14 protein-coding genes are annotated in these 15650 nt (G+C 36.5%); 4 read left to right on the forward strand and 10 right to left on the reverse strand.

Features of this window, described 5'->3' with window-relative positions:
- Positions 1-67 precede the first annotated feature (67 nt).
- On the reverse strand, positions 68-670 hold the full coding sequence (locus tag ACTIEI_RS00445; protein ID WP_439504303.1) for a polysaccharide deacetylase family protein: 603 nt from the start codon (positions 668-670) through the stop codon (positions 68-70).
- Positions 671-718: 48 nt separating this feature from the next.
- Here ACTIEI_RS00445 and gltX point away from each other — a divergent pair, with 48 nt between their 5' ends.
- From gltX to fumC, 4 genes are read left to right on the forward strand one after another with little or no spacing between them, the layout of a single operon-like run.
- The gene (gene gltX / locus ACTIEI_RS00450) at positions 719-2278 is read left to right on the forward strand and encodes a glutamate--tRNA ligase (RefSeq protein WP_439504304.1); all 1560 of its coding nucleotides are present in this window, start codon (positions 719-721) and stop codon (positions 2276-2278) included.
- 9 nt (positions 2279-2287) lie between these two features.
- A complete protein-coding gene (locus ACTIEI_RS00455; protein ID WP_439504305.1) occupies positions 2288-2695 on the forward strand; it encodes a cobalamin B12-binding domain-containing protein in 408 nt (135 codons plus the stop codon).
- A 57-nt stretch (positions 2696-2752) separates the two neighbouring features.
- A complete protein-coding gene (locus ACTIEI_RS00460; RefSeq protein ID WP_439504306.1) occupies positions 2753-3532 on the forward strand; it encodes an enoyl-CoA hydratase/isomerase family protein in 780 nt (259 codons plus the stop codon).
- Between the two features lie 10 nt (positions 3533-3542).
- Positions 3543-4943 (forward strand): class II fumarate hydratase, encoded by a 1401-nt coding sequence (gene fumC / locus ACTIEI_RS00465; protein ID WP_439504307.1) that lies wholly within the window; start codon positions 3543-3545, stop codon positions 4941-4943.
- 348 nt (positions 4944-5291) lie between these two features.
- Here the strand turns inward: fumC and ACTIEI_RS00470 are convergent, their stop codons facing one another.
- The 9 genes from ACTIEI_RS00470 to ACTIEI_RS00510 form a co-directional block, all read right to left on the reverse strand.
- On the reverse strand, positions 5292-6194 hold the full coding sequence (locus tag ACTIEI_RS00470; RefSeq protein WP_439504308.1) for a helix-turn-helix domain-containing protein: 903 nt from the start codon (positions 6192-6194) through the stop codon (positions 5292-5294).
- 22 nt (positions 6195-6216) lie between these two features.
- Positions 6217-7032: an SDR family oxidoreductase gene (locus ACTIEI_RS00475; RefSeq protein WP_439504309.1), complete on the reverse strand. Its 816-nt coding sequence runs from the start codon at positions 7030-7032 to the stop codon at positions 6217-6219.
- A 312-nt stretch (positions 7033-7344) separates the two neighbouring features.
- Positions 7345-8967, reverse strand: coding sequence for an amidohydrolase (locus ACTIEI_RS00480; protein ID WP_439504310.1), 1623 nt, complete (start codon positions 8965-8967; stop codon positions 7345-7347).
- Positions 8968-8976: 9 nt separating this feature from the next.
- Positions 8977-10206 carry an ATP-binding protein gene (locus ACTIEI_RS00485; RefSeq protein ID WP_439504311.1) on the reverse strand — a complete coding sequence of 410 codons (1230 nt, stop codon included), beginning with the start codon at positions 10204-10206 and terminating at the stop codon, positions 8977-8979.
- A gap of 37 nt (positions 10207-10243) precedes the next feature.
- A complete protein-coding gene (locus ACTIEI_RS00490) occupies positions 10244-10921 on the reverse strand; it encodes a lipoprotein signal peptidase (RefSeq protein ID WP_439504312.1) in 678 nt (225 codons plus the stop codon).
- A gap of 110 nt (positions 10922-11031) precedes the next feature.
- Positions 11032-12732 (reverse strand): hypothetical protein, encoded by a 1701-nt coding sequence (locus tag ACTIEI_RS00495; RefSeq protein WP_439504313.1) that lies wholly within the window; start codon positions 12730-12732, stop codon positions 11032-11034.
- Between the two features lie 190 nt (positions 12733-12922).
- On the reverse strand, positions 12923-13123 hold the full coding sequence (locus ACTIEI_RS00500; RefSeq protein WP_439505530.1) for a response regulator transcription factor: 201 nt from the start codon (positions 13121-13123) through the stop codon (positions 12923-12925).
- Between the two features lie 39 nt (positions 13124-13162).
- Positions 13163-14056: a PorP/SprF family type IX secretion system membrane protein gene (locus ACTIEI_RS00505; RefSeq protein WP_439504314.1), complete on the reverse strand. Its 894-nt coding sequence runs from the start codon at positions 14054-14056 to the stop codon at positions 13163-13165.
- Positions 14057-14082: 26 nt separating this feature from the next.
- Positions 14083-15650: gliding motility-associated C-terminal domain-containing protein (locus ACTIEI_RS00510; protein ID WP_439504315.1), on the reverse strand; the 1568-nt coding region annotated here is incomplete at its 5' end.

Raw genomic sequence — 15650 nt, forward strand, 5'->3', positions numbered from 1 at the left:
TTTTTATAATCGTATATAAATATCTGTAAACGTTTATTAACGATTACAAACCCTTGCTACAATCTAATTACAGCGATTTAAACTTAAATCCTTGATGTGAAAAATAATCGAGCATTTTAGGTAATGCGTATTTCATTTTATCGAAAGCTTTGGCACTATCATGAAATACTACAATGGATCCAGCTTCGGTATGTTTAATACAATAAGCCAAGCATCCTTCTGGTGTTAGGTTTGGATCAAAATCGCCGCTGAGCACATCCCACATAACAATTTGCTTATCGAGTGCCTTGGCTTGTGAACGTTTAATTCTTCCGTAGGGAGGTCTAAATAAATTGCTTTGGATAACTTCCTCCGCTTGTTGAATATTTTTGAGGTATTCGTTGTTCGGGGTATGCCATCCATTTAAATGATTCTCTGTATGATTACCTACGGTATGACCTTCTGCAATGATGCGTTGGTATATTTCTGGATGCAACCGTACATTTTTACCAATACAGAAAAAACTGGCTTTAGCTTGGTATTGTTTTAAAGTGTCCAATACAAATGGGGTTGCCACTTCATGGGGTCCATCATCAAATGTCAGGTAAATAGCTTTATCGGTTAGGGGCATACGCCAAGTATAACCCGAATAGATCATTCTTAACCACCAAGGTGTTTTTACCAAATACATTAATCAAAGATATTCATTAGGGCTGCATGAATGATTTATATTTGCAGCATGGAGAAGAAAGTTAGGGTTCGTTTTGCACCTTCCCCCACAGGTGGCTTGCATTTAGGTGGCGTTAGAACCGTTTTATTTAATTATCTCTTTGCTAAAAAGCATGGAGGAGATTTTATTGTTAGAATTGAAGACACCGATCAAACAAGATTTGTGGAAGGTGCTGAAGCATATATTTTCAATACCCTTGCCTGGTGCGGGCTTACACCTGATGAAAGCCCTTTGCATGGCGGGCCTTATGCTCCGTACAGACAAAGTGAGCGCAAAGCCAGTTACAAACAATATGCTGATCAATTAGTGAATGCAGGTTATGCTTATTATGCTTTTGATACGCCTGATGAGTTAGAAAAAATGCGTGCGCAATATAAAACAGATGAAAATCCTTCGCCTCAGTACAATCATTTGTTGCGTACTAAAATGCGTAATTCCTTAACACTTTCTGAAACGGAAGTGGCTGAGTTATTGGCTGCAGGAACGCCGCATGTAGTGCGTATTAAAATGCCATTGGATGAAACGGTTTCTTTTAATGATATGATTCGTGGAGAAGTGAGTTTCAATACTTCGCAGGTAGACGACAAAGTATTGTTGAAAGCAGATGGTATGCCTACTTATCATTTAGCGGTTGTAGTGGATGATTATTTAATGAAAATTACCCATGCTTTTCGTGGGGAAGAATGGTTGCCTAGTGCACCTGTCCATATTTTGTTGTGGAAATATTTAGGTTGGTCGGCCGAAATGCCTGAGTGGGCGCATCTTCCATTGATTTTAAAACCTGATGGAAATGGTAAATTAAGTAAGCGCGATGGAGATCGTTTGGGCTTTCCTGTTTTTGCCATGGATTGGACCGATCCTAAAACGGGCGAAACAACGATTGGTTTTAAAGAGCGTGGATTTTTACCCGAAGCGTTTGTAAACTTGTTGGCTTTATTGGGTTGGAATGATGGTACCGATAATGAACTGTTTACTATGGATGAACTGATTGCTGCATTTTCAATGGAGCGGGTACACAAGGGCGGTGCTAAGTTTAATTATGAAAAAGCATTGTGGTACAATCAGGAGTGGATCAAACGCGCTACTGCTGCAGATTTGGCGGATCAAGTGGCGGAAACCCTTGCTGCGGCTGGGGTTGCTGGGTTTGGCTCTGTTGCGGGATCCGCGGGGGATCGTGAAAAGTTATTGCGTGTGATTGATTTAGTTAAAGAACGTTGCACATTAATGGCTGATTTTGTAACACAGGGTTCTTTCTTTTTTATGAGCCCTACCAAATGGGATACTGCTTCCATCCAACCCAAATGGAATGATCAAAAAAATATGTTCTTTATTGAGTTATCTAACGCATTTGAAAGCAGCATTGTTTGGGAAACACATGATTTAGAAAATACCTTTAAAGAAATTGCTGCAGCGCATCAACTGAAACCAGGGGAGCTCATGTTGCCCTTGCGCGTCATGTTGGTAGGGGGTAAATTTGGACCTGGCATATTTGATATCGCTGAAATAATTGGCAAGCAAGAAACAGTAAATAGAATTCAAAAAGTCTTGAGTATACTTGAACATAATTAACCAGTCATTATGAAAAGACCTATACGGGTTTTAGTAGCAAAAGTTGGATTGGATGGGCATGATCGCGGAGCAAAAATTATTGCTACTGCTTTACGCAATGAAGGCATGGAAGTAATTTATACAGGCTTACGCCAAACGCCTGAAATGGTGGTAAATGCTGCATTACAAGAAGACGTGGACGCCATTGGCATCAGCATTTTAAGTGGTGCACATATGACCGTATTCCCGAAAATTATTTCGTTAATGAAAGAGAAAAACATGAACGATGTTTTGCTCACCGGCGGTGGGATTATACCCGACGAAGACATGCATGAACTCAACGAAATGGGAGTGGGTAAACTCTTTGCTCCTGGCACTCCTACCACCGATATAGCGAAATATATAGAGGAATGGGTGGGGATTAACAGAAGTTTCTAGTTGCTATAAACTTAATCAATAATCTATCTGGCGTATCTTTGCGGCAAATTTTACGATATGGCTTACCAGACCTTATTGACTTCTCTTGATCAAGGGATTTTTACCATTACCATTAATCGTCCAGATAAATTAAATGCTATTAATCAACAAGTCATGACCGACTTGAATAGTGCTATGGACGAAGTGTATCACAATCCAGACATTAAAAGTGTCATCTTAACGGGTGCTGGCCCTAAAGCATTTGTTGCAGGTGCAGACATCAGTGAATTTGCTGGAGCTACTGTTGCAGAGGGAATGGCATTGGCAAAAAAAGGCCAAGACATTTTCTTTAGAATCGAAAATTCTCCTAAGCCTGTAGTGGCTTGTGTAAATGGTTTTGCATTAGGGGGTGGATGTGAGCTAGCGATGAGTTGCCATTTCCGCATTGCATCGAGCAACGCAAAATTTGGGCAACCCGAAGTGAACCTAGGATTAATTCCAGGCTACGGTGGCACACAAAGATTGGTGCAACTAATTGGTAAAGGACGTGCCATGGAATTACTCATGAGTGCGGGTATGATTGACGCTAACACTGCATTACAATATGGATTAGTCAATTATGTGGTAGCACCAGAAGAATTAATTGCGAAAGGGGTTTCCATTTTATCTGTTATCAACGAAAAAGCGCCATTGGCTGTTGCTTCATGTATCATGAGTGCAAATGCAGTTTTCAATGAAAACGTAGACGGTTACGCAGTTGAAGTTGCTGAATTTGGCAACTGCTTTGGCACTGAAGACATGAAAGAAGGCACTACTGCATTCTTAGAAAAAAGAAAAGCTAATTTTTCAGGAAAATAAAAACAACCATATGGAATTTAGAATAGAAAAAGATACCATGGGCGAGGTGAAAGTACCTGCCAATGTTTATTGGGGCGCACAAACACAGCGCAGTATTGAAAACTTTCCGATTGCTCAAGACATTAATAAAATGCCAAAAGAAATTATTCAGGCATTTGCTTACTTAAAAAAAGCAGCCGCATTAACCAATCGTGATGCAGGTGTTTTACCAGCGGAGAAAGCGGAATTAATTGGAACCGTTTGTGATGAAATTTTAGCAGGTAAATTGAATGATCAATTTCCATTAGTTGTTTGGCAAACTGGTAGCGGTACGCAAAGCAATATGAACGTAAATGAAGTAGTTGCTTACCGTGGTCATGTATTAAAAGGTGGTAATCTTACCGATAAAGAAAAATTCTTACACCCGAACGACGACGTAAATAAATCGCAAAGTAGTAATGATACTTTCCCCACTGCAATGCATATTGCTGCTTATAAAATTTTAGTGGAATTAACTATTCCAGGTATTGAAAAATTACGTGATACCCTTGCTGCTAAAAGCAAAGCTTTTATGCATGTAGTTAAAATTGGGCGTACCCATTTTATGGATGCTACTCCATTAACAGTGGGTCAAGAATTAAGCGGATACGTTTCTCAATTGAATCATGGTTTAAAAGCTATCAAGAATTCATTGGCACATTTAAGTGAATTAGCACTAGGTGGAACAGCAGTAGGTACAGGCATCAACACGCCAAAAGGATATGATGTTAATGTTGCAAAGCATATTGCGGACCTAACTGGCTTACCTTTTGTAACTGCTGAAAATAAATTTGAAGCATTGGCTGCACACGATGCTATTGTTGAAGCACATGGTGCTTTAAAAACTGTAGCAGTTAGTTTGATGAAAATTGCGAATGATATTCGTATGTTATCTTCTGGCCCAAGAAGCGGCATTGGCGAATTATTTATTCCAGACAACGAGCCAGGTTCTTCTATCATGCCCGGAAAAGTTAACCCTACTCAGTGCGAAGCATTAACCATGATTGCTGCACAAGTAATGGGTAACGATGTGGCTATTAGTATTGGTGGTTCTAACGGTCATTTTGAATTAAATGTATTTAAGCCAGTAATGATTTATAATTTCTTACACAGTGCTCGTTTAATTGGAGATGGATGTGTAAGCTTTAACGATAAATGTGCTGTAGGTATTGAACCGATTGAAGCGAATATTCAAAAGCACGTAAACAACTCATTGATGTTGGTGACTGCATTGAATACCAAGATTGGTTATTACAAGGCTGCTGAAATTGCTCAGACTGCTCATAAAGAGGGAACCACATTAAAGGAAATGGCTGTTAAGCTAGGTTACTTAACTGCTGAGGAATTTGATCAGTGGGTGATTCCTGCGGATATGGTAGGTGAGATTAAGTAATCTAAAGTAAAATAAAAGCAAAACATACAATACTCTCGGCCCCCAGATTTTAGCTTGTTTAATTTGCAACACCTAAAAATATTACAAGCTAAAATCTGGAAAATGTTCGTATTGTATGTTTTGCTTTTTTACATATAATCACTTTGATATTTTCTTCTATTTGAATTTTAGAAATGTTCGAATTTGAATGTTTACCCTCTGTAATGATTATCTACAATGAAATGATCACTAGCGCTAAAATTTGAGGAGTGGCCAAAATGCAAGGATACTAAACTCCCCAGCACAGATAAATTAATACAATAAAGAGTGAACAAGAAAATTCACTCTTTATTGTATTTAGTTGCATGGTTAGTTTAACTGTCGATATTCTATTGGTGTATGCCCTGTTTTTTGTTTAAATAATTTAGTAAAGTATTGTGGATACTCAAATCCTAATGAGAAAGCAATTTCATTAATTGTAGAAGGCGAATTGAGTAGTCTATTTTTTGCCTCCTCAATTAAATAAAAATGAATATGCTCTTGTGCGTTTTTTCCAGTTTCCTTTTTTAATAAATCACTTAAGTAACTAGATGACAAGTGAACCTTATCCGCTAAAGACTTTACAGAGGGTAACTCCTTTACATCAGATACTGTAAAATAGTTTCTTAATAGCGATTCAATCTGCGATACAATAGATTTATTTGATTGGCTTCTTGTAATCAATTGTCTTCCATAAAAACGGGAACAATAATTTAAAAGCAACTCAATAGTAGACACCAAAATATGCTGACTATAATCATCAATATTTTCTTGAAGTTCTAATTCAATTTTTTGTACCGTTTCATATAAAATGTTTTTCTCTTTATCCGAAAGATGCAGTGCTTCAGTAATTTCATAGCTAAAGAAACTCATCTGACTAATCTTATCATATAAAGATGTTGCCCTGATTAAATCAGGATGAAAGAACAAGCCCCAGCCCAACATGTTTTCTTTGTGCTCTACTTCAACATCAATTTCAATTACTTGACGAGGTGCAATACAAATCAAATTTCCTTCTTGAAAGTCAATGGTTTTTCTGCCGTATTTAATATGGTTTTTACAATAGTTTTTGAACATGATAGAATAAAAATCAGTAGTAATTTTTGAGTCTTGTTCTAGTTGCTCACTTACTTTACTAAAATCTATCACGGCTATCAATGGATGTTCATGATGACCTAAGTTGAATAATTGATATAAATCGGCAATACTTTGAAGATGAATAATCGGTTTCATACACTTGTAAGATATTGCATAATTAAAGGCCAAATTGTGTTTTCATTCCATTTATAAAAGTAGTGTCATCATATTGCTGCCTATTAGCTAATAACACTTTTGCATCCTCTCCTGCAGTATAACGTAGTTGGTTTTTACCATCAGTTGCAGCTTCAAATATGACTTTTGCTACTACAGTTGCTGGTGAAGCATTTTGAGACATTACTGGCATTGCGTTCATTAATGCTCCCACTATTTTTTGATACTCAGGCATACTTTCATCATTACTAAAATCGAATGATGTCCCAGCAAAATTGGTTGCAATCATACCTGGCTCTACAATTTTAACCTGCCCTCCAAATTGTTCCACTTCATAATGCAAAGATTCAGAAATACCTTCTACGGCAAATTTTGTTCCATGATACAGGCTTCCCAATGGGAAAGTGATCTTTCCTCCTATAGAGGATATATTAATAATGATTCCTTTTTGATGCGCTCTAAAATGAGGCAGAATAGCCCTGGTAACATCTAGAAGTCCGATCACATTGGTATTGAACTGACGTAATATTTGTGCTCGTTTAAAGGACTCTAATGGACCGTAAGCGCCATACCCTGCATTATTGAGCAATACATCAATCGTTCCAAAGTGGTTGATGCCTAAACTGATTGCCCTTTCGATGGAATCCAAATCCAACACATCCATAGGAACAATCAATACCTGATCTAATTGCTTTAGTTCAACCGCTGCATCAGGATTACGCATGGTTGCAACAACATTCCATCCTTGAGATTGAAAGTAGATTGCGGTTTCTTTACCGATACCACTACTTGCACCTGTAATTAAAATCGTCTTTTTCATTTTTAATTGTATTGTTAAGGTGCAAAGGTTCAGCTATTCATTCACGCATGAGTTATACAAATTCAGGGTAATTCTATTGTTTTTACTGATTGGAGCATTTCTCAAATTTCTAGATTAAGTATTTAAAGAGGGGGATGAACATACTGATTCGAGCATTTTCCAGATTTCAACTTGCAGTATTTTAAAGTATTACAATTTACACAAGTTGAAATCTGGGGGCAGCGAGAATTGGTATGTTCACCCCCCTATTCTATTTTAGTTGAAATGGAGAGACCGAGAGTATTGTATGTTTTGCTTTTACATTAAAGTATATTAATAAACCCTCTTACCTCCTAAATAAGTAGCAGTAACTTTAGTTTTAAGAATATCTTGCTCCGCAACTTTCATCAAGTCTTTATCCAACAAAATAAAATCAGCTTTCTTACCAACTTCTATGCTTCCTACCTCCTTTTCTAAGAACCCTGCTTTTGCTGCCCAAATAGTCATGCCTTTAATGGTTTCTTCGCGTGTTAATGCGTTCTCCATTTGAAATCCTTCCGCTGGATAGCCTGCTGCATCTTTGCGCACCACTGCTGCTAAAAATGTTTTGAATGGAGAGATATCTTCTACTGGGAAATCAGTACCTAATGGCAACCATCCATTCTGTTTTAATAAGTCTTTGAAAGCATACGCGCCCTTCATGCGTTCCTTGCCCAGTCTGGCTTCTGCCCAATACATATCACTGGTTCCATGAGTGGGTTGCACTGATGGAACTACGTTCACCTTACCAAATAAATTGAAATCTTCGGGTGCTACTATCTGGGCGTGTTCAATCCTCCAGCGCTTATCATTACCCGGTTGTAAATACTTGTTATAAATGTTTAAGATTTCTCTGTTGGCACTGTCTCCAATGGCATGGGTACACATTTGAAAATTAGTCTTACTCAATACTTGCGCCAATGAATCATAATGTGATTTATTGCGCAATAAAAATCCACCCCATCCTGGTTGATCCGAATAGTGTTTCAACAAACAAGCTCCTCTACTTCCTAGCGCTCCATCTGCATACACTTTAAATCCATTCACAAATAATTTATCGGTTTTGTATGGGCCTTTTTTTAAGTAGGCTTCGTAGTTGGCATCTTTATCAGATAACATCACATACAAACGCATATTCAATTGATTGCTCTTGTGCAGGCCATCAATAAAATCTACATCTTGGTAATTTAACCCACAATCGGTGATTGTAGTTAAGCCTTGTGCAAAACAATTTTTTTCTGCGGTTTGTAGCCAAGCAGTTAATTCTTCTTTTGTGGGAGTTGGCATTTTAGCATTTACTGCTGCATCGCCATTATCAATTAATACGCCTGTTAATACGCCATTCTTAGTTTCAATTTCTCCACCTACTACTTTGTCTCCTGGCTTAATGCCTGCTAGTGCTAATGCTGCGGCATTGGCTATTGAAGCGTGTCCATCCACCCTTTCTATTAACACGGGTATATTCGGAAAACGTTGGTTCAACAACTCATTGGTTGGATATTTTTTTCCTGGCCATTTATTCTGATCCCACCCGCGACCTTTTATAAACTTTAGTTCTGGATGTTTCTGCGCAAATGCAACAATTAAATCAACCGTTTCCTCCCATGTTTTGGTATTGTATAATTCCACTTGAAATAAGGATGCACCATATCCTACAAAATGAGCGTGTGCGTCTATTAATCCTGGATAAATTGCTGCGCCCTTTGCATCTACCATGCTGTCGGCTTGGTATTTACTAGTAATTGCTTCATTGGTTCCAGTTGCTACAATTTTCCCCTCTTTAATGGCCATTGCTTCAACTACTGTAAACGCAGAATCAACGGTGTAAATTACCGCATGATGCACAATAGTATCCACGCGATTGCTACTGCATGCTGTAATAGCTGCGGCTAAAATGAAGAGCAAAATTTTATTCATATAGGTATTTTAAAATTGATTGATTTGATTCCAAGGAAGCAAGGTTTGCTTAGGTTTGATTTCATCTGCCATGTCTCCACCGTAAATTAATAAAGTATTAGCAGAAGGATTGGATTTATTCCAATGATTAAGGCCTCTGAACATAGCAGCATCAAATTTTTTGGCCGATTTTATTTCAATTCCAAATTGCTCTTCATTTTTATCTACCACTAGATCTATTTCGTTTCCTGCACTATCTCTGTAAAAATAAAGCGGACTAATGACACCCTGATTCAATCGATTTTTTTGAATCTCCGTAATGGCCCAGTTTTCAAATATAGCGCCATATTGTGGATGCTTTTTTAATGCAGTCTTATTGTGAATACCTAATAAATAACAGAGTAAGCCTGTATCGTGAAAATATAATTTTGGACTTTTAACCATTCGTTTATTCGCATTTACAAACCAGGGTTGCAGCATAAAAATCAAATAACTACTTTCTAATAACCCCATCCAGGATTGAATTGTTTTAGTATCAACCCCAGTTTTTTTTGCAATCTCCTCTCTGTTTAATAACTGACCTGCATAATTGGCACATAAAAAAACAAATCGATTAAATGCAGCTAAATCATTGATATTTTTCAGTAAGCGAACGTCTCTTTGTACATAAGTTTGCACATAGCTCTCTAACCAATTGGTTGGCTTTAATTGTTCATTCCATATTTCAGGATATCCTCCTCTTATTATTAATTCATCAACAGAGGCAACTGAGATTTTACTTTCTATTAATTCTGAATAGCTTAATGGTAACAATGATAAATAACCCGCTCTTCCAGCCAATGATTGGGAAACCTGTTCTTGCAGCAAAAAATTATTAGAACCAGTTAAAATAAACTGCCCCCTCTTCGTATTCTTATCCAGCATTTCCTGTAAAAATCTAAACAGTAATGGTACCCGTTGCACTTCATCAAATATGGCACCTCCAGCGTATTTTTTTAAAAACACTTCCGGGTTCAATTCAAATGCTGCTTGTGTAGTAGGGGTTTCAAAATTGACATAAGGCTTATCCTTGAACAGCAATTTACTCAAAGTGGTTTTTCCGCTTTGCCTTGGACCGGTAATACACAAGGCCCTAAACTGCGTGAGCTTAAATGTAGCTTCTGCTTGTATTTCTCTTTTAATCAAATTGGCCATTGCACTATATTTTGCAAAAATGGAATTATACTCCATATTTACAAATATATGCAAAAATGGAATCATATTCCAGATTTACAAAAAATTGTAAAAATGGAATCAACTAAAATATCTGGGTTTTGTCGTTTACTTCTGCGTTGGTTACAACGGTATGGTGTTGTTCTTGTTCGGGCCTATTAAAGAACTTATTTTGAAAAACCAAGATGGTTATCACACCAGTTGAAATGGCCATATCCGCTATATTGAATACGGGTCTAAAGAATTCAAATTCTTCTCCACCTACAATTGGAACCCAAGTTGGATAATGCGAATTAGTGATGATGGGGAAATACAACATATCTACCACTTTGCCATGAAACAAGCCTGCATAGCCACCGCCAGCTGGCAACAATGTAGCTACATTCTGTGTAAAAGGATTGCTGGCTTCGAAGATGAGACCATAAAATAAACTATCAATTAAGTTGCCGAGGGCTCCTGCATATATCAGCGCCGCACAAATTAAAAAGCCCTTGTGCTGTTTCTGCTTGATGAAATTGCGTATCAGGAATGATCCCCAAATAACCGCTCCTAATCTAAATAAAGTGAGGGCTATTTTCCCAAACTCTCCGCCAAATTTCCAACCCCAGGCCATACCTTCATTTTCTACAAAATGTAGTCTAAACCAAGTTCCCAAGACATTGTGTTCCTCGCCTGTATAATAGTTCAGTTTAATGTAAAACTTAGAGCCCTGATCAATCAGTAAAATGGCTAGTATAATAAGTATAATCTGTTTTGCTTTCACGGTATAATTTTATCGTAAAAACAAAGATAAGGCGCAGTTATAGTATAATATCATAAAAAAACCGCCCCAAATAAATTGGGACGGTAAATTGAACCGAACCTAACTGCTATTCATTTAATATAATTATTCCAGTAAAAAAATGAAGTAACTGGATAGGTTAACTTTTTGGCCTCACTAAGAATGTGACCCGGATTTGTCCAGGAAGTTGTGATAAAATATTCATTGTTGATTTTACGAACTGTCCAATTTTGTCTAAATACATACCCATTAGGCCAACTAGGATCATCAAAAATGGTATAAAGCGCTTCATTATTATTTTTCAACTCACAAAATAACTTACTGTTTGGTCCATTTCCAACATGTTGAGTAACAGTATATTTACCAATTGCAGATAACCGGTATAATTCAGTAGAATCAATTACTGCACCCATATATTTAGCTGAAAGAGATTTTTCAAAACTTTTATTGATTAAGTTAGATTTGAACCCTACAACCATATTAAAATTGATATTCTCTGTAACTGTAGAGTTTAGTTTCACATTAATACCAGAGTCTGCAGGACTGGCAACATAATTAAGTCTATTATCACTAACAGATTTTATGAAAATATTTGACGCAGGAACTGTATATGATACTTTTTTGATGGCTGTGTTTGGTATTCTACTAGTGTACAACACCCAATTCAAATTAACTTTCTTAAGTGCATTTTTTACTTGATTGAATCGGTCTGCAACTCTTTTATCTTCACGCTCTAAGTCCGTATCATTTTTTAATGCACCAGTAATATTTTCATGCAAACCAATATCGGTTTTGATTAAATTTCGATATTCTACACGCATTTTTAAAAATTTTGGAATACCAGCACTAAACTCTGGTATTGTGCTGGCATTAGTAATATCAGATTGTTGGGATCGGATAGTTTGTTGAATAGAGCGTGAATCATTGGGAATGATATCAGTAATTGATTCTACAACTCCATTTAATTTACCCAATTCTTCTGCCCTCTTAATAGCTGCCTCCCTGAGTACAACATAGGTAGTGATACTTCCGATTAAAATTACAGTAGTATATGGATTAGGGAATGCCGCAAAAGCCGCAGTTGAACCTATTAAAAATGGAACACTGCCTGCAGCGAGTATGACTTTAGTAGTATAATCTTTTGCTAACCTTATTAATTCTTCTGACGGATCACTATAACCACCTAATTGTGCATTATAATAAATAGGCGAAATGGGTTTTGTGGTTAACCCAGCATAATCGATTTTATGCTCACGTAAAAAGTAAGCAAGCTTAAGTTTTTCATTTGCTGTTAGACTAGCATAAGCTGTATTAAACTCCTCTTGAAATTGTTTAAACAATGGAACAATTGCTTTGTCAATAGGTGCTATTGCGGAATTAGATAGTTTTGTTAAGGAATCAATTGCATTACTGAAGGCTGTTGAAAAAGAATCGATAACTGGTTGAGCTTGCGTTACAATTGGATAGGGCTTTATACTAATATTCAATTTAGACAACAAACTAATATCCTGAAATTTAATATCATATTCCCCAGCAGGCACTACGGGTAATATAAAGTTGTATACTGAATCATTGATTGCGTAAACTTCAATATCAGTAGTATTCATAGTCCCCTTTAAACTACTTTTTTTAACCGCCTGACTAAAACGAATTGTTGCCGATTCGCCAGGTATGCCTTTAATTACTTCTACAGTGGCATTGTACTTGATAGATTCTGAAGGAGTTATATCATTTTTCTTACACCCTAATAATACTCCAATTAGCAAGCAAAAAAACAGATTGTAATTTTTCATTTTTTAATTTTTAATTTTTAAAATATACTTATGCTCAATTCATTTATGTAAATGCATCAAAGCAAATATTGGATTTTAAACAAGAGGGTATTACTTTTTGGGAGGAGTTAGTAAGAGTAAGGAGACATTATTAAAATAAAGGTATACTAGAGAACCAAAATATGAAATACCACTTTGGTGTACTTTCAATTTAAAGTGCAACCAACACCAGACTTATTCCTTCAGAACGATTTCTTTCATTGAGTTTTCGGTATATATGTTTATTGTGCACCTTTACAGTTTCAACAGAAATCCCTAGTACATTTGCAATTTCTCTATTTGTCAAACCCTTTGCCAATAATTGCAGAATAAATAATTCTCGATTAATAACTTGATCTTTAGAAATAAGGATAACTAAATTATTTAAATAGAATTAACTAAGTGCCAAGAATTAATCTCGTGAATTTAGATTTATACCTAATCCAATTTCATATTGTTGACTGGAAGCATTAGCTATTTTAATATTCGTATTGTAGAAGAAATTTGCTTCTCCAAAATCGCTAATTTTTATTCCAGCCCCAGCCCTAATATTTCCAACACTTTGGTAGACCAGCATTGCATTGAATTTGTTATTATATTCAAATTGCGCCCCTAAATCAAGAATTGGACTCGCTTTTCTGAATAACTTTATTAACATTAAAGGCTTTAAGTTAAAATCTTCATCATCATTAAAATATATATCGTACGTGCCTCCAATTTGAGCAATAGCTAAGTTTCCGGTAAAAAGATTATTGGATTTAAAATTTTCTCTAAGTCTAAAAAAGGATGCCCCTAAGTTTAGTCTCTTATTAATGTAGACCAAACCAATATTTCCATCATATTGTGTTTTTGAGTTTATACTATTTAACAAAATTGGATCAACAAGCCCTCCTTGTTCAATGTATTTGTTATTAATTCTATCACTGGACAAGGCTAAGGCAACACCAATTCGTAACTCATGCGCCTCTTCAAATTTCACTCGATAAGCATAATTAAACACACCATAAGTTCTGTATAAAACTCCAGTCAAATCAGCAGTTATTTGTAACCCTGCAGAAGAATTTTCACCAAAGTTAAACTCTCCAGTTATATTAGTCATAACAGGTGCCCCGTCAAAACCAATCCAGCTTCTATTTTGCATTGCATATACTTTACTGCCGTCTATTCCGGTGAACCCAGCATTCCATAAAATTCGATTCCGAAAATACTGGCTCATGCTATTCTCAATTTGCTGCTGAGCTTGGACATTGCAACAAATGAATAAAAATGTTGAGATAAAAAATACTGATATTAATAAACTTCTCATACTTTCTTAATTAATCTAATAAATAATTATCTAACCAATGTTATAGCTCCTTTTTTTACTATTTTACCCTGGATTGTTATGATATAGAAGTAAGTGTCTTTTATAAGAACCTTTCCCCCAATAGTACCATCCCACGTGTTCGCATAATTTTTTTGCTCGAAGATGAGCTTACCTGCTCTATCATACAATTGCAATTTATTATCAGGATATTGATCAATATTATTAATAATAAAGCGATCATTTACCCCATCACCGTTGGGTGTAAACACATTAATTGGTTCTACAAATATTTCATCTTCCTTAACTGTAACTGTTACGCTTGATGTTCTTACACATCCTTGTGCGGAGGTTGCAGTTAATGTATAGGTCGTATTTTGCGTTACTCGAGCCAATGTACTTGCCTGTGTTGGATTTACGATGTTGGCTGCCGGAGACCATGCAAAACTTGGGACATCACCTATCACAGTAGCATTTAATTGTGTATTCTGCCCTTTTAAAACAACGGTTGGACTTGCAGTAACAGTTACATTTGGCAGAGGATTGACGGTAATAGCTCTGTTTACAGTTGTTTCACATCCAAACGGGCTTGTTACCGTGTAACTAATTATTGCGTTTCCAAGTTGCATTCCATTAATGACACCCGATGAATTTACTGTTGCTACTGTTGTATTACTACTTCTCCAAGTTCCTCCATCTGTTGCACTCATAAATTGAGTAGTCGATTGAAAACAAAGTTGCTGAATACCAGTTATTGCAGAAACTACTGGCAATGCAGAAACCAATCCTGTGACCGAAATTGATTGATCAGAAGCCCCTGTAGAAGATGCTACTATATTACCAGATAGATTTCCTGTGATTGCAGTGTTCAGTCTTATAAAAATAGTTGTATTAGAAAGCGTTCCACTTGTTATATTTAAAACTAAACTATTAGTATAAGATCCGCTTGCACTAGTAGATAATTCAAATCCGACTGGAGCAGATACAGTTACGTTTGTTAATAAATTACTTCCGTTAACCGTAAAACTTTGCGCAGTTGACTCTTTAGTTGCACATGAATTAAATATACTAATAGAACCAGTTAAAGTGATTGAAGGAATATTGACTAATGGAGTAATATTAGCGGCTAACCCTGCTGGTTGACTTACCGTATAGTTGCCGGCATCCAATCCACCCAATGTATAACCGGTTACTGTTACAACTATATTATTACCCACTGCGCTACTTGCAAAAGTTGCAATAGGCGTTCCTGTTGCAAATACATTATCTGTTCCAACAACTCCATTTAAAATTGGTGTGCCACTTAAGGTTGCAACTGTCGTACCATCAACGATTTTATTATTTGCAGTTATCCCAGTAATGGTAAGATTTTTTCTATCTACAATAATATTACCAGCAGTATAAGTGATGGTATAATTATTCGCATCAAAGGTTCCACCTGTTGCTGCACTTGGTGTAACACTACCAGTGTATGTTCCTACTGCCGCAGTGGCTGCGGAGCCTGTGCCATAAGCGATTGTTACACTTCCAATGGTTTCATTATTTAATAATCCTGTACTCGTAAACGCTGTTGACCCTGCAGCACCTGTTAAGGTTG

It is taken from the genome of Sediminibacterium sp. (assembly GCF_051860225.1).
In the GTDB taxonomy this organism is placed as follows: Bacteria; Bacteroidota; Bacteroidia; order Chitinophagales; family Chitinophagaceae; genus Sediminibacterium.

Excerpts from the sequence above, each read along its gene's own strand:
- gltX (WP_439504304.1), top strand. The coding sequence starts at position 719 with ATGGAGAAGAAAGTTAGGGTTCGTTTTGCACCTTCCCCCACAGGTGGC.
- ACTIEI_RS00470 (WP_439504308.1), bottom strand. The coding sequence starts at position 6,194 with ATGAAACCGATTATTCATCTTCAAAGTATTGCCGATTTATATCAATTA.
- ACTIEI_RS00445 (WP_439504303.1), bottom strand. The coding sequence starts at position 670 with ATGTATTTGGTAAAAACACCTTGGTGGTTAAGAATGATCTATTCGGGT.
- ACTIEI_RS00475 (WP_439504309.1), bottom strand. The coding sequence starts at position 7,032 with ATGAAAAAGACGATTTTAATTACAGGTGCAAGTAGTGGTATCGGTAAA.
- ACTIEI_RS00480 (WP_439504310.1), bottom strand. The coding sequence starts at position 8,967 with ATGAATAAAATTTTGCTCTTCATTTTAGCCGCAGCTATTACAGCATGC.
- ACTIEI_RS00495 (WP_439504313.1), bottom strand. The coding sequence starts at position 12,732 with ATGAAAAATTACAATCTGTTTTTTTGCTTGCTAATTGGAGTATTATTA.
- ACTIEI_RS00485 (WP_439504311.1), bottom strand. The coding sequence starts at position 10,206 with ATGATTCCATTTTTGCATATATTTGTAAATATGGAGTATAATTCCATT.
- ACTIEI_RS00505 (WP_439504314.1), bottom strand. The coding sequence starts at position 14,056 with ATGAGAAGTTTATTAATATCAGTATTTTTTATCTCAACATTTTTATTC.
- ACTIEI_RS00455 (WP_439504305.1), top strand. The coding sequence starts at position 2,288 with ATGAAAAGACCTATACGGGTTTTAGTAGCAAAAGTTGGATTGGATGGG.
- fumC (WP_439504307.1), top strand. The coding sequence starts at position 3,543 with ATGGAATTTAGAATAGAAAAAGATACCATGGGCGAGGTGAAAGTACCT.
- ACTIEI_RS00460 (WP_439504306.1), top strand. The coding sequence starts at position 2,753 with ATGGCTTACCAGACCTTATTGACTTCTCTTGATCAAGGGATTTTTACC.